The following is a 22,555-nucleotide window of genomic DNA, read 5'->3' as shown; positions in this document are numbered from 1 at the left end:
CTGACCGTAGCAGATTGGTGAATTATTTTGGATCCAATATTGATTGACAAAAAGTGCGGAGTTGCGGTGCACTGGCCCGCATCACAAGTCGCCGCAACAGGTGGCGGCGGGAAGGAGTACCCGTGTTCAGCTTGGCAGGACGCATCGCACTGATCAGCGGAGCCGGTCAGAGTGTCGGCGAGGGGATCTCGAAAGTGCTGGCGCGACAAGGAGCGGCGGTGATCGTCAACGATCTGTACGCGGAACGCGCAGAGAAGGTTGCGGCCGCGATCGTCGAGGAGGGGAATGTCGCCGTTGCCTCTGCATTCGACGTCACCGATTTCGACTCGACCCTCGAACACGTTCGGGCCGCAGAGAAGGAACTCGGCGGTCACGTCGACATCGTCGTCAACAATGCGGGCGTCGCGGAAGGGCGTGTCATCAAACCCTTCCGGGAACTGTCGCCGGAGGAATGGCGGGCTCCGATCGACCTCAACATCTTTGGTGCGATGAACTGCATCAAGGTCGCTCTGGACGGGATGTGCGATGCGGGCTGGGGAAGGGTCGTCCAGATCTCGTCGGGCTCCGCACGGACCGGCCAGAACATCAATCAGTCGATGTACGCAACGGGTAAGAGTGGCATCGAGGGATTCATTCGTCACCTCGCGGCCGAGACCGGGCAGTACGGAGTAACCGCGAACATCGTGGCCCTCGGTCATCAGAAGAACCTCGAAGACAAGATGAGCCCCGAGATGATCGAGCAGATCTTGCGGACGATTCCGATCGGCCGCCTGGGTGATCCGATCGAGGTCGGCGCTTTTTGTGCCTACCTCGCGTCGAACGAAGCGGGTGGTCTGACAGGGCAGACGATGGACTTCAACGGAGGATCCCAGACGCGATGACCGCACAATCTCCGAATCGGCAGACCACGCTGTCGCTCAGCGCACTACGGGTGGCCGACCTCGATCGCGCTACCGAGTTCTACGTCCGGGGATGCGGATTCGTGCACGACAAGGACCTCACGACCCCTGCCTTCCGGGCGACAATCGTCCGTGCCGGGGCTGCCGGGCTGGAACTCATGCTGCCGACGGACGGTGGCGCAGACGAACCCGAACACGGCAACATGCTGGTCAAGATTGTCGTCAACACCCCGGACGCGCAGGCGCAAATGACCCGCGCGTGCGAACACGGTGGTGCCGAGGTCGCTCCGGCGACAAGGCTCGACGCCTATGACATGGTTGTCGGTACAGTCCGCGACCCCGACGGCTACCTCGTGGAGTTCGTGCAACGCGGCCCGTCCTGAGACGTCTGACAATCAGCGGGAGATGCCGGTGCCGTGAACCGCCGGCGTGGAGGGGGCTGCGAAAGGAATTCGAGAACTCCGACAGGAAGTGCGTCGATGGTCCTGTGGGGCAATGAGTTCGACGTCGTTGTGGTCGGATCGGGAGAGGCTGCATCGCAGCGATCGATCCTCGATGTCGACGTCTGCTCAGTGACTCGCGAGGTCTGCGGCTACACAGCGCTGCCAGATCTCACCGGCCACCAATCGCAGGGGGGCGACCACCTTCTGGTGGTCGAACGCACCGACCTGAGCAATGAAGGAAAGCCCGGCGAGATTGCCGTACATGTGGTCGGGCGGGCCGATCGAGACTCCGACGCAGGCGATACCGGGGAATGCTTCGCCGCGGTCGAACGCGGCGCCGCGTTCGCGCACCTGATTCATCTCCTCCTCGAACCGGCTCGACGAGGCCCGGGCGACGGGCGTGCCCGCGTCCGCACTGTGGAGTCCACGTGGTGACCGGGACCCGAAGACCGCCGAGTACGCCATGACGACCTTGCCCAGCGCGGTCAGGTGTGCCGGCACCCGTTGGCCGACCGCCGTCGGGGTCGACCCCGACGCGCGTCCGTTCACCTTGGCGAGATAGACCGTGTCACCACGGTCGACGACTCCGAGCTGGATGGTGAATCCCGTCCGCTGCGCACACGCGTGCATCACGGGGCGCGCGTGATGCAGGAGCCGGTTCTGGTTGAGTGCGGCCTGACCCATCTCGTAGGCCTTCACTCCGAGTTCGTATGTCTGTTCGGGCGATCGGGCCAGCCATCCGGCGTTCGCGAGCTGTTCGAGCAGCCGGTGCGCCGAGGATCTGGGGATCCCGGTTCGCGCCGTCACCTTGGCCAATGTCATGGGCCCTGCGCTCAGGGCCTCGAGGACCAGTGACACCCGGTCCACGACGGAAATCGGTACCCCGTCGGTGTTCGACGTACTCAACTCATCCTCCTGACACCCACAATCGGTGTGATGCGCAGCACGGTACCCGTGGGGTGTGGCACGTATCAATTGCATGACCGTGCCAGGTGGCGCCGCTGTCGCCGAAACTACCTTCCCGTTGTGCGGGAGACCGACGTCACAGGGCCTCGCTGCTTGGCCAAGCTGATCGCACTGCGACGGGCGAGTGTCGCGATCAGTCGATCAGGAGGCACAGTGGATTCCACCGACACAGACGGCGAAGTTCGCGTCATCGACACCGGCACACCGCCGGAACGGTACGCGCGTGGATGGCACTGCCTCGGATTGGTACGCGACTTCGCTGATGGCAAACCCCACCAGGTCAACGCATTCGGAACCGCTCTTGTTGTGTTCGCGGGTGAGAACGGCCGATTGAACGTCCTGGACGCGTTCTGCAGGCATATGGGCGGGAATCTGGCGCAGGGAACGGTCAAGGGCAACACCGTCGCGTGCCCGTTCCACGACTGGCGTTGGCGCGGTGACGGAAAGTGCGCGGAAATTCCCTACGCACGCCGCGTCCCGCCGCTCGCCCGCACGCGGACATGGCAGGTGGCCGAGATCAGCGGCCAGCTCTTCGTATGGCACGACCCTCAGGGTGCGAAACCGCCCGCTGAGTTGGCGATTCCCGAGATCCCCACCTACGGAAGTCCGGACTGGACCGACTGGGTGTGGAACTCGATCGAGGTCACCGGATCTCATTGCCGCGAAATCGTGGACAACATCGTCGACATGGCGCACTTCTTCTACGTGCACTATGGAATGCCGACTTACTTCCGCAACGTGTTCGAGCGCCATACGGCCACGCAGGTGATGCGGTCGAGGCCGCGAGCAGATGCCGCAGGTGTCAGTCAGTCCACCAACTACGGCGTCGAAAGCCAGTCGGACGCAACGTACTACGGGCCTTCGTACATGATCGACAAGTTGTGGAGCGGTGGCCGCGATCCCGAATCCGAACCGAACATCTACCTGATCAACTGCCACTACCCGATTTCGCCGACGTCGTTCCGGCTGCAGTACGGCGTCATGGTGGAGAAGTCGGCTGGTGTTTCGGACGAGCAGGCCGAGCAGATCGCCCGAGCGGTTGCCGAGGGCGTCGCGATCGGGTTCGAGCAGGACGTGCACATCTGGAAGAACAAGTCCCGGATCGACAACCCTCTACTGTGCGAGGAGGACGGCCCCGTCTACCAGCTGCGGCGCTGGTACGAGCAGTTCTATGTCGACGTCGACGACGTCCGTCCGGAGATGGTCAACCGGTTCGAGTACGAAATCGACACCGCGCGCGCGCTTGCGAATTGGCAGGCAGAGGTCGACGAGAATCTAGCCGCCGGGCGCAGTGCTTTCGCGTCGAACCTGACTCCGCCCCGCGAGGCGATCTCGGCGGAGTCGGAATCCTGACCCGCGGCCCACAACCACCCATTCGAATCCGCACAGGAGAACCGCATGAGCTACGAAGTGCTCGACAAGATTGTCGCGATCGCCGACGACCTCCGCGCGGGAGCCGAGGACTCCGACTCGCTGGGCCGGCTGACCGACGATATGGCCGACAGCCTGAAAGACGCCGGCATCATCCGGTTGCTGCAACGTAAGAAGTACGACGGTTTCGAGGCGCACCCGCGTGAGTTCGCCGAGACCGTGATGAAGACCGCGAGCATCTACGGATCCGCGGGCTGGGTCGGCGGCATCGTCGGCGTCCATCCGTGGCAGCTCGCGTTCGCGGACCCCAAGGTGCAGGACGAGGTGCTCGGTGCCGACTCCGACACCTGGCAGGCGTCCCCGTACATGCCGGGTGGTGTCGCCGTTCCCGTCGATGGTGGGTACCGCATGTCGGGCAGGTGGCAGTTCTCGTCCGGAACCGATCACTGCGACTGGATCTTTCTCGGCGCGATGGTCGGGGGCGCGGACGGCAAGCCGCTGATGCCTCCCGTAGGACTTCACGTGATCCTTCCGCGCTCCGACTACGAGATCATCGACGACTCGTGGGACGTGGTGGGCCTGCGCGGCACGGGGAGCAAGGACGTCGTCGTCAAGGATGCCTTCATTCCGGACTACCGGGTGATGAAGGGGCAGGATGTGATCGACGGGACCGCGGCGAAGGAGTACGGCGTCACGGAGACTCTGTACCGGATGCCGTGGTCGACGATGTTCCCCCTCGGGATCACCTCCGCGACCATCGGTATCTGCGAGGGCGTGCTCGCTGCCGGTATCGACTATCAGCGCGGCCGGGTCGGCGCGGCCGGGACTGCCATCAAGGACGACCCGTACGTGTTGCACGCACTGGGTGAGGCGGCCTCGGAGATCGACGCCGCCCGCCAGCAACTGCTCGCCAATGTCGACCGCATCTGGGACCTCGTCGACGCAGGCAAAGAGGTCGACTTCGAAACCCGTGCTACCTCGCGGCGCAACCAGGTGCGCTCGGCGTGGCGCGCCGTCCGCGCCGCAGACGAGGTTTTCGACCGGTCCGGTGGCAACGCGTTGCGCGTGGACAACCCGTTGCAGAGGTTCTGGCGCGACGCCCACGCCGGCCTGCACCACGCCATTCACGTCACCAGCACGACATATCACGCCTCGGCGATGGCGTCGCTGGGCGTCGACGTCCCGAACGGTCCTCTCCGCGTGATGATCTGACGCTTCATCCGACTTATCGAAAGGAACACTGTGACTGAGATCAAGGGGCTCGGATATGTTCGCGTCCAGGCCACCGACATGGGGCGCTGGCGCGAACTCGGGTTCGACGTGCTCGGCTTCGCGCCCGGCACAGGCCCCGAGGACGACGCACTGCACTTCCGTATGGATGAAAGGCCGGCACGGATCACCGTCGAGCCCGGCGACGCCGACCGGGTCACGGCGGTGGGCTGGGAGGTTCGCGACGGTACCGCGTTGAGGACACTCGCCGACCGACTCGACACTGCCGGGTGCGAATTCGCGCCGATGCCGTTCGACACGTGCGAAATGCGCCGCGTCGAGGCCGGGCTGACCATGATCGATCCGGGCGGCACGCCGCTGGAGTTCTTCTTCGGCCCGGCGCTCGACCACAGCCCGGTCATCACCCGCTACGGCCAGAAGTTCGTCACCGGGTCACAGGGACTCGGACACGTGGTCATGCCGACCACCGCCTTCGACGAGTCGTACCGTTTCTACACCGAGGTGCTGGAATTCCTTCCGCGCGGTGCGTTCCGGATGCCGACGCCCCCCGGCACGGAGCCGATGCGAATCCGGTTCCTCGGTGTCAACCAGCGACATCACAGTCTTGCGATCATGCCGAGCTTCGAAGATCGCGACCCGGGACTGATTCACGTCATGGTCGAGGTCGACTCGCTCGACGCGGTGGGCCGGGCACTCGACCAGGTGGAGGCGCACGGCTTCCCGGTGTCGTCGACACTGGGCCGTCACACCAACGACAAGATGATCTCGTTCTACGTCCGGGCCCCGGGTGGCTTCGATATCGAGTACGGCACCGAGGGCAAGCTCGTCGACGAGACCTACTACACGGCAGAAGAGATCACTGCGGACAGCTACTGGGGTCACGAATGGTCGTGGGCCAAGGAGACGAAGGCCGCAGCGACCGCATGACCTCCGACAAGGATGTGAACACAATGGACGCGCAGGCAAGTGATGTCGATGCCGTCGTGATCGGTGCCGGTATCTCCGGTCTGTACGCGGTGTACAAGCTCCGTGAGCACGGAATGACGGTGCACGGTTTCGAGTCCGCGGCGGGAGTCGGCGGAACCTGGTTCCACAACCGCTATCCGGGTGCTCGATGCGACGTCGAGAGTATCGACTACTCGTATTCGTTCGACGAGGACCTCCAGCAGGAGTGGACATGGTCCGAGCGGTTCGCCACCCAAGGGGAAATCCTCGCGTACCTCGAGCACGTCGCGGATCGGCACGAACTGCGTAGCGCCTTCGAGTTCCTCACCCGTGTGGTGTCCGCCGTGTACGACGAGGCGGCGGCACGGTGGACCATCACCACCGACACGGGGCGATCGCTGACCGCACGATTCTGCATCATGGCCACGGGGGTGTTGTCGGCGACGAATCGGCCCGACATCCCGGGCCGCGACTCGTTCGCCGGCGAGTCCTACCACACCGCCGAATGGCCCCACGACCCTGTCGAATTCGTCGGTAAGCGCGTCGGTGTGATCGGGACGGGATCTTCCGGCATCCAGTCGATTCCGGTAATCGCCCGAGAAGCCGATCAGGTCGTCGTGTTCCAGCGCAGCCCCAACTATTCGATCCCCGCCGGGAACCGTCCGCTGAGTCCCGAACAGATCGCGGAGGTCAAAGCCTCGTACCCGGAGCGGCGACGATTGGCACGGCTGAGCGGCGGCGGCACGCCGTTCACCCCCTATCCGAAGGGTGCGATGGAGGTCGACGCCGCCGAGCGGCGCCGGGTGTACGACGAGTGGTGGCTTCGCGGCGGCTACCTGTTCGCCAAGGCATTCCCGGATCAGACCGTGAACCTCGAGGCGAACGACAGCGCCCGCGAGTACGTCGAGGCGAAGATTCGTGAAATGGTGAAGAATCCGGAGATCGCGGACCAACTGATCCCCGACGATCACCCCATCGGCACGAAGCGGATCGTCACGGACGACGGCTATTTCGAGACGTACAACCGGGACAACGTGACGCTGGTGAATCTGCGCTCCACGCCGATCGTAGAGATCACCGAAGAGGGCGTCCGAACCAGCGACACCGACTACCCGCTCGACATGCTCATCTTCGCAACGGGATTCGACGCGATGACGGGTGCGCTGTCGCGCATCGACATCTGCGGTCGCGGCGGACGAACTCTCCGGGAAGAATGGTCGGCCGGGCCGCGTACCTACCTCGGCATGACGGTGGCGGGCTTCCCGAACTTGTTCGTCATGGTCGGTCCGGGAAGTCCGAGTGTGCTCGCGAACATGGTGCTCGGCGCCGAACAGCAGGTCGATTGGATCGCTGCCTGTATCGCCCACCTCGACGAACACAACGCGGTCTCGATCGAAGCGACCGAGCGCGCCGTCGACGAGTGGGTCGCCGAGTGCAACGAGAAGGCCGCGGGAACGCTCTTCCCCTCGGCGAACTCGTGGTACATGGGCGCCAACATTCCCGGCAAGCCTCGGGTCTTCATGCCGTACATCGGCGGCTTCGCGAACTACGGCAACATCTGCGCCGAGGTCGCCGCAGCCGGATACAAGGGGTTCGACATCGCCACGGCAGAGAAGGCCTGACATGACCCCTCCACATCTGTCGACGAGAGATGAACGATGACCGAGACGATGCCCCTCGACTCCCGTGCGGCCGACGATGAGGACCGCGTAGCACAACTGCACGCCGCGATCGACGTGTGCGACCCGGCGCCACTGCTCATGTCTCTCGTCCACGTAACCGGTGATACCGGTTTGCTCGACGAGTTCGGGCTGCGCCTGACCATCAGCGAACCGGGCAACCACTATCGCACCGGAACGCGCCCGACCACGCCGCCCGGTCAATACCCGGTCGACGTGATCGCCGATATCCGGGCTCGCGCGCACCAACTGCTCACACCTGAGATGGACGATCTCCTGAGCGTGCCTGATTCCGAGTTGTTCCGTCGCATGGCAACGGTGGCGACCTCGGAGCGCGTCGACGACGAGTTCGTTCCGATCCTGCGCGAGCAGGCCGGGTTCGTTCTCGCCGAACGCCGCGTCCCGGTCACCGTCACGCCGCCCGACGACTTCTCCGTCATCGTCATCGGTGCGGGCATCGTCGGAATCAACGCCGCGATAAAGCTGGCAGACGCCGGCTTCGCGTACCGCGTGTTCGAGGCTCGCCACGAAATCGGTGGAACATGGTCGCGCAACACGTATCCGGGAGCTGCCGTCGATACACCCAGCCATTACTACTCGTATTCCTTCGAACTGAACCCCGGGTGGTCGAAGTACTATCCGTCGGGCGTCGAGTACCAGAAGTACCTGAAGGGCGTTGTCGAGTCCTACGGGATCGCCGATAACATTGCGTTCCGCACGCGAGTGCTGTCCGCACGTTGGCTCGATGACCAGCATGTGTGGGAGGTGACCACCGAATCCGCGGACGGCACCCGCGAGGTCCATCGTGCAAACGCGGTGGTGACCGCGCTCGGCATGCTCAACTCGCCGAACATCCCCGATGTCGAGGGCATGGACTCGTTCGGCGGCACCATCGTCCACACCGCCGAATGGGACGAGAGCCTCGATCTGACCGGAAAGCGGGTGGTCGTACTCGGAACCGGATGCACGTCGGTCCAGGTGGTCGCGAGCATTGTCGACGAGGTGGAGAGCCTGGACGTCGTGGTCCGGTCACCGCACTGGATCGTGCCGGAGAAGGCTGTCGTCAACGATGTTCCGGACGGCGAGAAGTGGGCGCTCGCCAATATTCCGCGTTACCACGAATGGTTCCGGCTGCGGTCGTACTGGTTCGCGTCCGACAACCTGTACGTGATGCCGCGCATCGATCCCGAATGGGCACAGACGCACTTTTCCGCATCTCCCGCCAACGAGATGGTGCTCAATACTGCGCGGAACTATATGGAGACCAGTTTCGCGGGCCGTCCCGACCTCGTGGAAAAGCTGACCCCCGACTTCCGCCCCTACGCCAAGAGGATCGTCAAGGACCCCGGCTTCTACAAGGCCCTCACCCGTGACCATGTGACACTGCACCGGGCTTCGTTCCAGCGGGTGACGCCCGAGGGAGTGATCACCACGGAGGGCGAATTCGTGCGGGCCGACGTGATCATCCTGGCAACAGGATTCGCGCTGGAGTTCACCACGTCGATCGACATCGTCGGACGGGACGGGCATACACTGGCAGAGCGATGGAAAGGCGGTGACGACCCCCGCGCCTACCTCGGCATCCAGGTGTCCGGGTTCCCGAACCTCTTTGTCACCGCAGGTCCGAACTCTGCTCCGAACCACGGTGCCGGACACAATATTTTGAGTGAAGAGCACGTCCACTACACCGTCGAATGCCTGCAGTACCTCCTGGAGAACGGGCACGACGCGATGGACGTGCGGCAGGACGTGCTCGACGACTACAACCGCAAGGTCGACGAGGCACTCGACAAGACCGTATGGGTGCATCCCGGCGCGGAGGTCAACGGCTACTACCGAAACAGCGCAGGACGCGCGGTCGTGCCGTGCCCGTGGCGGTTGGTCGACTACTGGTCACTGCTGCGGGAGCCGAACCCGGACGCCTTCGAGTTCATCGACCCTGCGTCCGGGCGAGTCGGTGAAATGTGAAAGGGATGATGTGGGCGTCTATGCAGTGACCGGATCGGCGTCGGGAATGGGCCGAGCCGTTGCGGACAAGCTTCGTGCCGGCGGGCACACCGTCATCGGAGTCGATCTCCGGGAGGCCGACGTCGTCGCGGACCTGTCCACTGCTCGCGGCAGGGAACAGGCGGTGCGTGAGGTCCTGGCCGCCTCCGGCGACCGGCTGGACGGTGCCGTGCTCGCGGCCGGCCTCGGACCGGCGCCGGGCAAAGATCGCCCGCGGCTGATCGCCGAGGTCAACTACTTCGGCGTGGTCGACCTACTGGAAGGGTGGCGAGACGCCCTTGCCGCCGCGGGGAACGCGAAAGTAGTCGTATTCTCCAGCAATTCGACGACGGTGACACCGGCCGTACCCCGTCGCACGGTCGGCGCGTTCCTCCGGGGTGATGTGGAGCGAGCCGTGAGTTCGGTCCGGATGTTCGGTAAGACGTCTCCCGCCATCATCTATGCGGGCTCGAAGATCGCGGTCAGCAGGTGGGTGCGACGCAGTGCCGTGCAGCCCGAGTGGGCGGGCGCAGGAATCCGACTGAACGCGCTCGCACCGGGTGCGATCATGACGCCGTTGCTGGAAACGCAGCTCGCCACTCCATCCGAGGCGAAGGCGATCCGCTCGTTCCCGGTGCCTGTCGGTGGATTCGGTGACGCCGGGCAGCTCGGTGACTGGGTGGTGTTCATGCTGTCTGACGCCGCAGACTTCCTCTGTGGCAGCGTGGTTTTCGTCGACGGCGGTTCCGATGCATACTTCCGTGCCGACGACTGGCCGCGCCCGGTTCCTGTTCGACGAATCGTGTCCTACCTGCGTAAGTTCCGCGGTTTCGGTCGGTGACCGACTCTGCCTCGCGGGTGGTTCGTCCCGGAAAGCCTCAGCGCATCGTGAAAGACCGTGTTTGTCACAGCTTCTGCAACATTTCAACCAGGAGGTAATTGTGCGCCGCCCCGATCTGCATCCCGATGTCGAGACCATGCTCGCCGGCCTGGAAGCGGGCTTCCCGGACGTGACGCAGTATCCGGCGGCCGAGCTGAGACAGATCATCGTCTCGCGTCGCGCACCTCTGACGCGCACCCCGGATATGGACGTGGCGCAGGATGTGGTGATCGACGGACCGGGCGGTGACCTGACACTGCGGGTGTATGTTCCGCACGGAGAATTGGATTCGCCGCGCCCTGTCATCGTGTTCGCCCATGGCGGTGGCTTCGTCTTCTGCGATCTCGACAGCCACGACGAGTTCTGCCGGTCGATGGCCGAGGCCGTGAATGCCGTCGTGGTGGCGGTCGACTACCGGCTTGCTCCGGAGAACCCGGCGCCGGCGGCGATGGAGGACATGTACGCCGCACTGTGCTGGACGGTGGAGAACGTCAAGTCCTATGGCGGCGATCCGGCCAGGGTTGCGGTTGCGGGTGACAGTGCAGGCGGAAACCTTTCGGCGACGGTATCGCTCGCCGCCCGCGAACGTGGAGGCCCGGCCGTCGCGGCGCAGATCCTGCTGTATCCGGTGCTCGGGGACGACTTCGATACGGAGTCGTACCGGCAGTACGGCGTCGGCTACTACAACACCACGAAGGCGATGCGCTGGTACTGGGACCAGTACGCGCCACAGGGCCGAGACAGCGAACTCGTCGTGCCGACTCGTGCATCGACACTGGCGGGGTTGCCTCCGGCGTTGGTCGCGACCGCAGAGCTCGACCCGCCGTGTTCCGAGGGCGAAGCATTCGCCGAGCGGCTTGCCGCGGAGGGGGTTCCGGTGCTCGCACACCGTTTCGACGGGCTGTTTCACGGCTTCCTCACCTTTCCACAGCTCTCCCTGACCGGGCCCGCGCGGGAGGAGCTCTGGCAGTTGGTCCGCCGGATTCTCGACCCCGCTTTCTGTGACGGCCATATCGAGGACCCGCGCACCCGCGCCGCCACACGACCATGACCGATCGGGACACGAACCCGGACAACACAACAGGAACCGACATGACACAACGATTGACCGGTCGCACCGCTCTCGTCACGGGGAGTAGCCGCGGAATCGGCCGCGCTGTCGCGCAGCGCCTCGCGGCCGAGGGCGCCACCGTCGTGGTCACCGCCCGCTCGATGACACCGTCGCGGTCGCTTCGCGGCGGACGGGAGCACGTGCTCTCGGGCACTCTCGAGGAGACGGTGCAGCTGATCGAGCGAGCGGGCGGCAGGGCGGTTGCGATCGCGGCGGACCTCGAGGATCCGGTTCAGCGTGCAGGTCTCGTCGACGCTGCCGTCGACGCCGTGGGGGGAGTCGACATCCTGGTCAACAACGCCGGTTTTGCCGATTACTCGTCGATCGAGGACATGGGGGAGGACACCTTCGACCGGACCCTCGAGCACTATCTGAAGGTCCCGTTCCTTCTGTCGCAGGCCGTGATCCCTCGTATGCGCGCGTCCGGGCGCGGTTGGATCGTCAATATCGGTTCCTCCACCGGGCTCCCGCCGATCCGCCCGTTCCGCGAGTACAACAAGACCTCCGGTGACGTGATCTACGCGTCGGCAAAGGCTGCGCTGCATCGGTTCACCGAGGGATTGGCGGCGGAAGTCCTCGACGACAACATCGCCGTCAATGTGGTCGGCCCGTCGACGGCGATCATGACACCGGGGGCCGCGGCGCTGTTGCCGGACGATTACGACACCGAACCGCCCGAGTACCTCGCTCAGACGGTTCTGGAGATGTGCACATCGCCTGCAAAGGAATGCACCGGGCGCATCGCATTCAGCTTGCACTTCCCCTGGTCGCAGCAGATTCCGGTGATGAGTCTGGACGGGCGGATCGAACTGCCTCGGCGAGAGCCGCCGTCGTGGGCGAACCCGAACATTGCTGCCGACGGATTGAAGGTGTGAGGATGCAGGAAAGTGCTGCGCGCAAGCGGTTCTCCCGAGGTGTTTCCGTTGTGACGGGTGCCGCTGCGGGTATCGGGGAAGGTCTGGCGAGGCATCTCGCCTCCCTGGGGATGACGGTGATCGTCGCAGACATCGATGCCGAGCGGGCAGCGACAGTGGCCGACGACATCGTGGCGGGAGGTGGCTGCGCGGAACCCTACGCTGTGGACGTCGCCGATCCGGAGTCCGTCGAGGCGATGGCCGCAGCGGTTTTCAACAGTCACGGCAGCGTCGAACTGCTTGTGAACAATGCCGGCGTGGAGTCGGCGGGTCTGCTGTGGGAGATCGACCGCGAGCGGTGGCATCGGTTGATGCAGATCAACGTCGACGGCGTCTTCTATTGTCTGCAGTCCTTCGTCCCGAGGATGATCGCAGCGGGCACTCCGTCGTGCATCGCGAACATGTCGTCGGTCGGTGGACTCAATGCTGTCGCCGTCCAGGCTCCGTACATCGTCAGCAAGCACGCGGTGCTGGCGATGACCGAGTGCCTGTATCAAGATCTGGCGATCGTGGGCGCACCCATCCAGGTCAGCGCGGTCATTCCGCATTCGATTCGCAGCGAGATCTTCCTGTCGGCGCAGCGCGAGGCGCCGACCGGCAACCCCACCGCGAACGCGGTGTTCGCCGCAATGCAGCGCGACAATGTGGAGAAGGGGCTCGACCCGCTCGTCGCCGCGGAGCACATGGTCGAACAGATTGCCCGAGGCGAATTCTGGATCCATTCCGACGACGAGATGTGTGCCGCGGCCGCTCACCGCCGGGGCAATCAACTTCTCGATCTGGCGCCGCCGGCCGATCCACGAGGCATGCTGACGCGGATGGGAATCGACGTAGAACGTGTCTCGTGAATCGCGGGCAGTCTCTCCCGTCGCTGCGCAGAGGGTGACGGCCACAGCCGGGTCGTGTGCGGTGTCACGCTGATCATGGGTCCGGCCCGCGCCGCGATCGACGTCGCGGCGACCACCGAACTGGTTCCGGATGCGAACTGCGGCCCACCGCGGCAGGACAGCGTTCCGGATCGACGTGTGGGTGATCAGACGCGGGAGTCCGACCCGGCCGGGCACTGCTGCAACCGGGGCAATCGACCCCATAACTCGATGTCTTCGTACGACAAAAACAGATCCCGTTGGTCGGGAACACGTCCGTAGCGGCGCCCGCCCTGCCATACGGTCCAGCACACAACCAGGCCAAGGAGAGATTTGATGGCGACGATGCCTGTTCCGCCCGTGACCACCGCCCGTGATACCACCGTCGATCTGCTCGTGATCGGCTCGGGCACCGGAATGTCCGCTGCCCTCGCCGCCAAGGAATTGGGCATGTCGGCCCTGATCGTGGAGAAGGCACAGCATGTCGGTGGTTCCACGGCTCGCTCCGGCGGTGCGTTCTGGGTTCCGGCCAACCCGATTCTGACCGAGGCGGGGTCGGGGGACACCCTCGAGCGCGGCCACACCTACGTCCGGTCCGTGGTGGACGGCACGGCACCGGCCGAGCGCGGCGAGGCCTTCGTCGACAACGGTGTGGCGACCGTAGACATGCTCCGGCGCACGACGCCGATGAAGCTGTTCTGGGCGGAGGGTTATTCCGATTACCACCCCGAGTTGCCCGGTGGCTCGGCGGTGGGACGCAGTTGTGAATGCAAGCCGCTCGACCTGTCCGTGCTCGGTGAGGAACGCGGACGTTTGCGCCCGGGCCTGATGGAGGCGGGGCTGCCGATGCCGACGACGGGCGCCGACTACAAGTGGATGAACCTCATGCTGCGCGTGCCGCACAAGGGCTTCCCGCGCATCTTCAAGCGATTGGCGCAGGGCGTCGCCGGGCTCGCCGTCAAGCGTGAATATGTCGCCGGTGGCCAGGCGATCGCCGCGGGACTGTTCGCGGGTGTGCTGAAGGCCGGCGTACCGGTCTGGACCGAGACCTCGCTCGTGCGTCTGGTCACCGAAGGCGACCGGGTCACCGGCGCCGTCCTGGAGCAGAACGGGCGTGAGGTAACGGTGACCGCGCGCCGCGGAGTCGTACTCGCCGCAGGCGGTTTCGACCACGACATGGCGATGCGGCGCAAGTTCCAGTCCGAGCGCCTGCTCGACAACGAAAGCCTCGGCGCCGAGACCAACACCGGTGACGCGATCAAGGCGGCCCAGGAGATCGGTGCCGACCTGGATCTCATGGATCAGGCGTGGTGGTTCCCTGCCGTCGCGCCCACCAGGCCGGGCAAGCCGCCGATGGTCATGCTCGCGGAGCGATCGCTGCCCGGTTCATTCATCGTCGATCAGACCGGACGGCGCTTCACCAACGAGTCCTCGGATTACATGTCGTTCGGGCAGTTGGTGCTCGAACGTGAACGCGCGGGTGATCCGATCGAGTCGATGTGGATCGTCTTCGACCAGAAGTACCGCAACAGCTACGTGTTCGCGGCCGGGGTGTTTCCGCGTCAGCCGCTGCCGGAGGCCTGGTACAAGGCCGGCATCGCTCACCGTGCTTCGACCGCCGAAGAACTCGCGGCGTCGATGGGAGTGCCGGTGGACACGTTCGCCGAGACCTTCGGCGCGTTCAACGAGGATGCCGCAGCCGGAACGGATTCCGAGTTCGGCCGTGGCGGCAGCGCCTACGACCGGTACTACGGTGATCCCACGGTTCGGCCCAACCCGAACATGCGCCCCCTGACTCACGGCCCGTTCTACGCGGTGAAGATGACCCTGAGCGATCTCGGCACGTGCGGTGGCGTGCGGGCCGACGAGCGGGCGCGCGTGCTCCGCGAAGACGGCAGTGTGATCGACGGGCTCTACGCGGTGGGCAACACCGCGGCCAACGCCTTCGGTCATCGCTATCCCGGCGCCGGCGCGACCATCGGCCAGGGGCTGGTGTTCGGATACATTGCCGCCCGCGACGCAGCTGGAGCAGCCGCCGCGCAGTAAAGCACGCGGTGAGGCACCGAGTCCCCGGCGGCGCGACCGCCGGGGACTCAGTACGGGTCGTAGCGGATGTTCTCGAGCGGTGTCCCGGTCTCGAGCAACCTCTGCACGGTGGATCGCACCATCGGCGCGGACCCGCAGACGAGCACCTGGTGATCGCCGAACGCCCCGTACGAGGTGACGATGTCGCCGAGAGTGCCTTCGAGCAGTTCCTCGGGGTCGATGCCGAGATCACCGACGTGTGCGGCGATCCGGTCGTGGAACGGATCGGCGATCGCGGGGTCGTACAGCGACTCGGTGACCGGCACGATCGTCAACCAGGGCAACGCTTCCCCGAGCAGTGCCAGCATGTCTGCCGCGTAGAGGTCGCGAGGCGAGCGGCCACCCACGAACAGGAATGTGCGCGGCGGTTGCGGCCGCCGCGCGACGTCGAGGAGGAGTGCGCGCAGGGGGGCCAGTCCGGTGCCGCCTGCGATCATCACGACGATGCGTCCGGTGTCGTCGATGTGGAGGTCCCCGCCGCGGGGGCTGCCCACGGTCCACACGTCACCGGGGCTCGTCGACTCGACGATCGTCTTGCTGACCCAGCCGCCAGGCACTGTGCGGACGTGGAATTCGAGCTTGCCGTCCATCGACGGGGGCAGCGCGGGCGAGAGGCGACGCGGGAGGTTGGGGCGTTGCGGCACTGTGACGTCCACGTACTGGCCTGCGCGGAACGGCACGATCTCGCTGTCGCATTCGAGTCTGACGACGGCCAGATCGTGCCGCAGACGGTGGTGCTCGACCACGGTTGCGGAGACCGCGACGTCGGTGTCGGTCGATGACGGCGTAGCCGACTGCATTCGTGACCCCCGGGTGGTGTGGCGCGATGTTGCACAGACTCTAGGCGAGGAACACACACCCCGACAGAGTGGAACGTGTTTCAGTTTTGGTGGTGGAGCGGTTATCGTGACGTGAGCCGGGTGACGACGACCACATCTTCAGTGCGACCTCGCAGGCCGTCACACCCACCGGACCACGATACCGACCCGGAAGGACGACCATGATCGAGGAGTACGCGGACCTGCACCGGCCCGTCTTCACGCCGGACCTGCTCATCACCGCGCTCGACCGGAGCGCGGATCGTCCGGCGCTGAACCTCGGCGACGTGGTCCTCACCGGCGCCGAGATGCGCGGCGCGATCAGCAGGTTCCAGCAAGCCCTCGCGTCGGTGGGGATCGGGCAGGGATCGTCGGTCGCGATGCTGTCGAAGAACCGGCCCGAGGTTCTCATCTCGATGGGTGCGACGATGGTGGCGGGCTGCCGGAACAGTGCACTCAACCCGATGGGTTCGCTCGCCGACCACCTCTACATCACCTCCGACGCCGAGATCGAGACGCTCATCTTCGATCCCGACCACTTCGAGGAGCGGGCCGCCGAACTCCAGGCGCAGATCCCGACCCTGAAGAACCTGTTCTCGCTGGGCCCTTCGTCCGTGGGCACCGACATCCTCGCGCTCGCCGAGCAGTTCACCGAGCAGCGCCTCGTGGCTGCTCCGGTGTCGGCCGAGGACACGTCGTCGATGGTCTACACCGGCGGAACCACCGGCAAGCCGAAGGGCGTGATGGGGTCGTTCCGTTCCGGCGCCGCGCTCACCCAGATCCAGATGGCCGAGTGGCAGTGGCCCGACCAGCCGCGTTTTCTGATCTGCACGCCGCTCTCGCACGCCGGTGCCGCGTTCTTCGTGCCGACGCTGCTGCGCGGTGGCTGCCTGTACGTGCTGCCGTACTTCGAACCCGGACTTGTGCTCGAAACCATCGAAAAGCACCGCATCAACGCGACGATGCTCGTACCCACGATGATCTACCTGCTGCTCGACCATCCCGACTTCGACACCCGGGATCTGTCGAGCCTCGAGACGCTCTTCTACGGAGCCTCGGCGATGTCGCCGGCGCGGCTGCAGGAAGGGATCGAGCGGCTCGGCCAGGTGTTCTTCCAGTTCTACGGCCAGTCCGAGTGCGGCATGACGATCTCGGTGCTGCGCAAGGAGGAACACCTCGCGGACGATCCGGAACGACTCGCGTCGTGTGGACGACCGGTGCCGTGGCTCGACGTGCGCCTGCTCGACGACGACCTCCGCGAGGTGCCGCAGGGAGAACTCGGTGAGATCTGCGTGCGAGGCCCGCTCGTCATGAAGGGCTATTGGAACAAGCCCGACGAAACCGCGGACGCGTTGCGCGGCGGGTGGTTGCACACGGGCGACGTGGCGCGCGCCGACAAGCACGGCTTCCTCACCATCGTCGACCGCAAGAAGGACATGATCGTCACCGGGGGCTTCAACGTCTTCCCCCGCGAGATCGAGGACGCCATCTCGTCCCACCCCGCCGTCGCCTCGGTGGCGGTTGTCGGTGTGCCCGACCAGAAGTGGGGAGAAGCCGTCAAGGCCTGCGTCGTGCTGCGTGACGGCCGGACGGTGACCGCGGAAGAACTGATCGAGCAGGTCCGCGCCGCCAAGGGTTCGGTACATGCCCCCAAGTCCGTGGATTTCCTCGATTCGCTGCCGCTCACGCCGCTCGGAAAGCTCGACAAGAAGACGTTGCGCGCGTCGTACCGATAGATCGGCTGTCGCCGGAAATGTCGGCTTTCCCGGCGGAGCGCGGCCTGACATACTCCCTCGCATGGCAAACGGGGGACCCCAGCGGGTCGAGGTGCGATTGGCCGTCGAGTATCCGGGTCCCGGGGCGGTGGACACGCTGGGTAGCGGAGCGATGACGCCGATCGAGCCGGTGCCACCGATCTGCGCTCGGCACGGGGAACCCGAGGTCGACCGTGTGCGCGTCACCGTCTCCTCCGACGCGTCGTGGCCCGAACAGAAGTCCGGTCGGCTCGGTTCGGCGCTCGAGGCCGCGTACACAGTGCAGGTCGCAGCGGTGGAGTGGCCGGCGTGCGCGCGGTGCGTCGCCGTCCGCGTCCGCTGGCAGATCGCCGCGGCCGCGACCTGTACCGTGCTCGGCGTCGTCTTCCTCGCGCTGGTGTTCGCCCTCGTGCAGGGCGCACCCAAGGTCTACGGGTTCGCGCTGCTCGCCGTGTTCGGGTTGTCCTTTCTTCCCATCTACGTGGCGCTGCGCGTCATCGAACCGCGGGCGGCGCTCGGGATGGCTGTGGCGGACGACGGTGCGCATCTGGTGGTGTCGCGGGCGCATCCGGAATTCGCCCGCGCCGTTGCCGCACAAGGCACCTGACACCGGCCCCGCAGCCCACTGGCGCCGGGACTACAGCGGATCGAAGCTGATGTTCTGGCGAGGTGTGCCCGCCGCCGACAACGCGTAGATCGTCGTCCGGATCATCGACGGTGAGCCGGCGATCTGGATCTGCCGATCGGACCACGTGCCGAACTGGCCCACGACCTTCCCGAGCTTTCCGTACATCGTGCGGTGGAGACCCTTGGGTGTTTCGCGCACGGGTACCGGGTGCCACCACGGGTTTTCGTTCTCTTCGACGACGGGGACCACGGTGAGCCACGGGTTGGTCATCGCGATCTGCCACAGCGTCTCGAGATCGTAGAGGTCGCACGGGTACTTGCCGCCGTAGAAGAGGTGCACCCGCGGATTGGTGCCGCGCATCGCCATCTCCATGATCTGCGCACGCAGGGGTGCCAGTCCGGTTCCGGACGCGATCATGAGGACGTCCTGGCCGCTGTCGCGGTCGACGCGCAGACCACCGAGAGGGGGTCCGATCAGCCAGCGGTCGCCGACGCGCACTTCGTTGACGAGTGCGGGACTGACCCAGCCGGACGAGACGCGTCGCACGTGGAACTCGATCTGGCCGTGCGGATTCGGGGGAATCGCGGCTGACAGATAACGCCACATGTGGGGCCGCTGGGGGATCTGCACGCTCATGTACTGACCCGCGTAGTGGGGTATCGGCGTGTCTGTCTCGAGGCGGATGATCGCCACATCGGGCAGCACCCGCTCATGGCCGACAACCGTTGCGCCCCAGACGGCCGGGAGATCGTCGGTGGCCGCGGCGGTTGCCATGGTCTCCACGAGTCGCCCGATCACCTCCGCCCAGGTTCGCTCGAGGGCGGCGGTCCACAGGATGAACGGAGTGCATTCCCGCACGGCGAACAGCAGGGCGTAACCGGCCGCGCGGAAGTGCTCCGGCCGCACGCCGTACTTGCGGTGGTCGCGCGCGAGCTGGCCGAGAAACGCCTCGACGGCATCGAAGTCGGTCAACCGGTTGACGACCCAGCCGATCGCTGTGGTGAACCGGTGACGCATGCTCTCCATGCCCGCCGGGAACAGCTCGCGGGTGCCGGAGGACTCGGACCACAGGGTCGTGTAGAACGCCGAGGCGAACCGTTCCGGTCCGGTTGCGGTCGCTGCGATCGACGCGAAGCTCAATTGCACTCGCGCGATGGCGAAAGTCTCCAACGCCATCCTCCCACGTACTGCGCCTGCCGGACGCCGTCACTGTAGTCGGTCGAGTGCCGGTCGGCTACACCGTGAGTGTCCATCTGTAGCTATGGTGTGAATCACAGCAGCAAGAAACTTGAGCGGAACAAACTCAATCTTGTATCCGTTATGCATAGCGAACCTCGTGGACACCGGTCCACAGGTACAGAATCACCAGCATTCGACGTGAAAGGGGCGCGCGGTGGATTCGTTCAACCCGACGACCAAGACTCAGGCCGCACTGACGGCGGCTCTCCAGGCCGCGTCCACTGCCGGCAACCCGGACATCCGGCCGGCTCATCTTCTCGTGGCGCTGCTCGACCAGACGGACGGCATCGCCGCGCCCCTGCTCGAAGCGGTGGGCGTCAACCCGTCGGGGGTCCGTGCCGAGGCCGATCGGCTCGTCGGTGCACTTCCGCAGACCACCGGCGCCACCACCACCCCGCAACTCGGGCGCGAGGCGATCGCCGCGCTCTCGGCCGCTCAGAAGCTGGCAACCGAACTCTCGGACGAGTTCGTCTCCACCGAACACGTCCTCGTCGGACTTGCGAGCGGCGACTCCGACGTCGCGAAGCTTCTTGTGGGACAGGGCGCGACGCCCGAGGCCCTGCGCGACGCGTTCACCGCTGTGCGCGGAAACCGCCGCGTCACCAGCGCGGACCCCGAAGCGACCTACCAGGCCCTCGAGAAGTACTCGACCGATCTGACCGCCCGTGCCCGTGAGGGCAAGCTCGATCCGGTCATCGGCCGCGACAACGAGATCCGCCGTGTCGTGCAGGTGCTCTCGCGCCGCACCAAGAACAACCCGGTTCTCATCGGTGAACCCGGCGTCGGCAAGACGGCCATCGTCGAGGGGCTCGCTCAGCGCGTCGTCGCCGGCGACGTGCCGGAGTCGCTGCGCGGCAAGACCGTCGTGGCACTGGACCTCGGCGCAATGGTCGCCGGTGCGAAGTTCCGCGGCGAATTCGAAGAACGACTCAAGGCGGTACTCGACGAGATCAAGGACTCGGCCGGCGAGATCATCACGTTCATCGACGAGCTGCACACGATCGTCGGTGCCGGTGCGACCGGCGAATCCGCCATGGACGCGGGCAACATGATCAAGCCGATGCTCGCGCGCGGCGAACTGCGTCTCGTCGGTGCGACCACCCTCGAGGAATACCGCAAGTACATCGAGAAGGATGCCGCGCTCGAACGGCGCTTCCAGCAGGTCTTCGTCGGGGAGCCGAGTGTCGAGGACACCGTCGGCATTCTGCGCGGCCTCAAGGAGCGCTACGAAGTGCACCACGGTGTGCGCATCACCGACTCCGCGCTCGTCGCCGCGGCGACGCTGTCCGACCGGTACATCACCTCGCGCTTCCTGCCCGACAAGGCCATCGACCTCGTCGACGAGGCGGCGTCGCGGCTCCGCATGGAGATCGACTCCCGCCCCGAGGAGATCGATTCGGTCGAACGGATCGTCCGGCGCCTCGAGATCGAGGAAATGGCGCTGGAGAAGGAAACCGACGCCGCCTCGAAGGATCGTCTCGAAAAGCTGAGGGCCGAACTCGCCGACGAACGCGAACGGCTCAACCAGCTCACCACGCGGTGGCAGAACGAGAAGACCGCGATCGATTCGGTCCGCGTGGTCAAGGAGCAACTCGAAGCGCTCCGTGGCGAAGAGGAACGGGCCGAGCGCGACGGTGATCTCGGCAAGGTCGCCGAGCTTCGGTACGGCCGCATCCCCGAACTGGAAAAGCAACTCGAAGCCGCGGCTGCCGCGTCGGGAACCGGCGCCGGCGACGACGTGATGCTCAAGGAAGAGGTCGGGCCGGACGATGTCGCCGATGTGGTCGCCGCGTGGACGGGCATCCCGGCAGGTCGTCTGCTCGAGGGTGAGACCGCGAAGCTCCTCCGGATGGAGGACGAACTCGGCAAGCGTGTCGTGGGCCAGGACCAGGCGGTCCAGTCGGTGTCCGATGCCGTACGGCGGGCGCGGGCCGGTGTGTCCGACCCGAACCGTCCGACGGGCTCGTTCCTGTTCCTCGGCCCCACGGGTGTCGGTAAGACCGAGCTGGCCAAGGCACTCGCCGACTTCCTGTTCGACGACGAGCGGGCCATGGTGCGCATCGACATGTCGGAGTACAGCGAGAAGCACTCGGTCGCGCGTCTGGTCGGTGCGCCTCCGGGATACGTCGGCTACGAGTCGGGTGGTCAGCTCACCGAAGCCGTGCGGCGGCGCCCGTACTCGGTGGTGCTGTTCGACGAGGTCGAAAAGGCCCACCCCGACGTGTTCGACACGCTGCTCCAGGTGCTCGACGACGGCCGGCTCACCGACGGACAGGGACGTACCGTCGACTTCCGCAACACGATCCTGATCCTCACGTCCAACCTGGGCGCCGGAGGCGACAAGGACCACGTGATGGCGGCGGTGCGGGCAGCGTTCAAGCCGGAGTTCATCAACCGGCTCGACGATGTGGTCGTGTTCGATCCGCTCTCCGAAGAGCAGCTCGCGCAGATCGTCGACATCCAGCTGGGGCAGCTGGCGAAGCGGCTCGAGGCACGGCGCCTCACGCTCGACGTCAACTCCAGTGCGCGGCTGTGGCTGGCAGTGCGTGGATACGATCCGCAGTTCGGTGCACGCCCCCTGCGCCGGCTCATCCAGCAGGCCATCGGCGACCAGCTGGCCAAGAAGCTGCTGGCCGGTGAGATCAAGGACGGCGACACCGTCCCGGTGGGCGTCAGCGACGACGGCGACCGGCTCGTCCTCGGTAACTGACCCTCTCGTGCGCGTTTCCGGTAGCACTCGC

The 22,555-nt window shown here is 65.6% G+C and carries 18 protein-coding genes; 15 read left to right on the top strand and 3 right to left on the bottom strand.

The window, feature by feature from the left end; genetic code table 11:
* Positions 1–122 precede the first annotated feature (122 nt).
* A complete protein-coding gene (locus RDCOP1_RS17075) occupies positions 123–881 on the top strand; it encodes an SDR family NAD(P)-dependent oxidoreductase (protein WP_072703000.1) in 759 nt (252 codons plus the stop codon).
* Positions 878–1,282: a VOC family protein gene (locus RDCOP1_RS17070; RefSeq protein WP_072702997.1), complete on the top strand. Its 405-nt coding sequence runs from the start codon at positions 878–880 to the stop codon at positions 1,280–1,282. Before RDCOP1_RS17075 ends, RDCOP1_RS17070 begins: the two co-directional genes overlap by 4 nt.
* 186 nt (positions 1,283–1,468) lie before the next feature.
* Here RDCOP1_RS17070 and RDCOP1_RS17065 read toward each other — a convergent pair whose 3' ends face one another.
* Complete coding sequence (locus RDCOP1_RS17065) at positions 1,469–2,248, bottom strand: IclR family transcriptional regulator (protein WP_072702994.1); 780 nt, start codon at positions 2,246–2,248, stop codon at positions 1,469–1,471.
* 213 nt (positions 2,249–2,461) lie between these two features.
* Between RDCOP1_RS17065 and RDCOP1_RS17060 the strand changes: the two genes are divergently transcribed.
* From RDCOP1_RS17060 to RDCOP1_RS17015, 10 genes are all read left to right on the top strand, one after another.
* Positions 2,462–3,661 carry a 3-ketosteroid-9-alpha-monooxygenase, oxygenase component gene (locus RDCOP1_RS17060; protein WP_072702991.1) on the top strand — a complete coding sequence of 400 codons (1,200 nt, stop codon included), beginning with the start codon at positions 2,462–2,464 and terminating at the stop codon, positions 3,659–3,661.
* A gap of 45 nt (positions 3,662–3,706) precedes the next feature.
* Positions 3,707–4,891: an acyl-CoA dehydrogenase family protein gene (locus RDCOP1_RS17055; RefSeq protein WP_072702988.1), complete on the top strand. Its 1,185-nt coding sequence runs from the start codon at positions 3,707–3,709 to the stop codon at positions 4,889–4,891.
* Positions 4,892–4,921: 30 nt separating this feature from the next.
* On the top strand, positions 4,922–5,836 hold the full coding sequence (locus tag RDCOP1_RS17050; protein WP_072702985.1) for a VOC family protein: 915 nt from the start codon (positions 4,922–4,924) through the stop codon (positions 5,834–5,836).
* Between the two features lie 23 nt (positions 5,837–5,859).
* Positions 5,860–7,476 carry a flavin-containing monooxygenase gene (locus tag RDCOP1_RS17045; protein WP_111731703.1) on the top strand — a complete coding sequence of 539 codons (1,617 nt, stop codon included), beginning with the start codon at positions 5,860–5,862 and terminating at the stop codon, positions 7,474–7,476.
* Positions 7,477–7,512: 36 nt separating this feature from the next.
* Entirely contained in the window at positions 7,513–9,501 is a 1,989-nt protein-coding gene (locus tag RDCOP1_RS17040; RefSeq protein WP_072702978.1) for a flavin-containing monooxygenase, read from the top strand.
* Between the two features lie 10 nt (positions 9,502–9,511).
* Entirely contained in the window at positions 9,512–10,360 is an 849-nt protein-coding gene (locus tag RDCOP1_RS17035) for an SDR family oxidoreductase (protein WP_072702975.1), read from the top strand.
* A gap of 136 nt (positions 10,361–10,496) precedes the next feature.
* On the top strand, positions 10,497–11,450 hold the full coding sequence (locus RDCOP1_RS17030) for an alpha/beta hydrolase (RefSeq protein ID WP_072703764.1): 954 nt from the start codon (positions 10,497–10,499) through the stop codon (positions 11,448–11,450).
* Between the two features lie 41 nt (positions 11,451–11,491).
* The gene (locus RDCOP1_RS17025; RefSeq protein ID WP_072703761.1) at positions 11,492–12,385 is read left to right on the top strand and encodes an SDR family NAD(P)-dependent oxidoreductase; all 894 of its coding nucleotides are present in this window, start codon (positions 11,492–11,494) and stop codon (positions 12,383–12,385) included.
* Between the two features lie 2 nt (positions 12,386–12,387).
* Positions 12,388–13,272 (top strand): SDR family NAD(P)-dependent oxidoreductase, encoded by an 885-nt coding sequence (locus RDCOP1_RS17020; RefSeq protein ID WP_072702972.1) that lies wholly within the window; start codon positions 12,388–12,390, stop codon positions 13,270–13,272.
* Positions 13,273–13,626: 354 nt separating this feature from the next.
* Positions 13,627–15,336 carry a 3-ketosteroid-delta-1-dehydrogenase gene (locus RDCOP1_RS17015; protein WP_072702967.1) on the top strand — a complete coding sequence of 570 codons (1,710 nt, stop codon included), beginning with the start codon at positions 13,627–13,629 and terminating at the stop codon, positions 15,334–15,336.
* A gap of 47 nt (positions 15,337–15,383) precedes the next feature.
* Here RDCOP1_RS17015 and RDCOP1_RS17010 read toward each other — a convergent pair whose 3' ends face one another.
* Positions 15,384–16,175, bottom strand: coding sequence for an FAD-binding oxidoreductase (locus RDCOP1_RS17010; RefSeq protein ID WP_072702964.1), 792 nt, complete (start codon positions 16,173–16,175; stop codon positions 15,384–15,386).
* A gap of 200 nt (positions 16,176–16,375) precedes the next feature.
* Here RDCOP1_RS17010 and RDCOP1_RS17005 point away from each other — a divergent pair, with 200 nt between their 5' ends.
* Together RDCOP1_RS17005 and RDCOP1_RS17000 are read left to right on the top strand one after the other, a co-directional pair.
* Positions 16,376–17,929, top strand: a complete 1,554-nt coding sequence (locus RDCOP1_RS17005; RefSeq protein WP_072702961.1) for an AMP-binding protein — start codon at positions 16,376–16,378, stop codon at positions 17,927–17,929.
* A 61-nt stretch (positions 17,930–17,990) separates the two neighbouring features.
* The gene (locus RDCOP1_RS17000; RefSeq protein ID WP_072702956.1) at positions 17,991–18,554 is read left to right on the top strand and encodes a hypothetical protein; all 564 of its coding nucleotides are present in this window, start codon (positions 17,991–17,993) and stop codon (positions 18,552–18,554) included.
* A 30-nt stretch (positions 18,555–18,584) separates the two neighbouring features.
* Here RDCOP1_RS17000 and RDCOP1_RS16995 read toward each other — a convergent pair whose 3' ends face one another.
* Positions 18,585–19,745 carry an FAD-binding oxidoreductase gene (locus RDCOP1_RS16995; RefSeq protein ID WP_072703758.1) on the bottom strand — a complete coding sequence of 387 codons (1,161 nt, stop codon included), beginning with the start codon at positions 19,743–19,745 and terminating at the stop codon, positions 18,585–18,587.
* Between the two features lie 223 nt (positions 19,746–19,968).
* Between RDCOP1_RS16995 and clpB the strand changes: the two genes are divergently transcribed.
* Positions 19,969–22,524: an ATP-dependent chaperone ClpB gene (gene clpB / locus RDCOP1_RS16990; RefSeq protein WP_072702953.1), complete on the top strand. Its 2,556-nt coding sequence runs from the start codon at positions 19,969–19,971 to the stop codon at positions 22,522–22,524.
* The last annotated feature ends 31 nt before the right edge of the window (positions 22,525–22,555 follow it).

Origin of the sequence: Rhodococcus coprophilus NBRC 100603 (genome assembly GCF_001895045.1) — a bacterium.
GTDB lineage: Bacteria > Actinomycetota > Actinomycetes > Mycobacteriales > Mycobacteriaceae > Rhodococcus > Rhodococcus coprophilus.
This window is presented reverse-complemented; position numbering and strand designations above follow the sequence as displayed.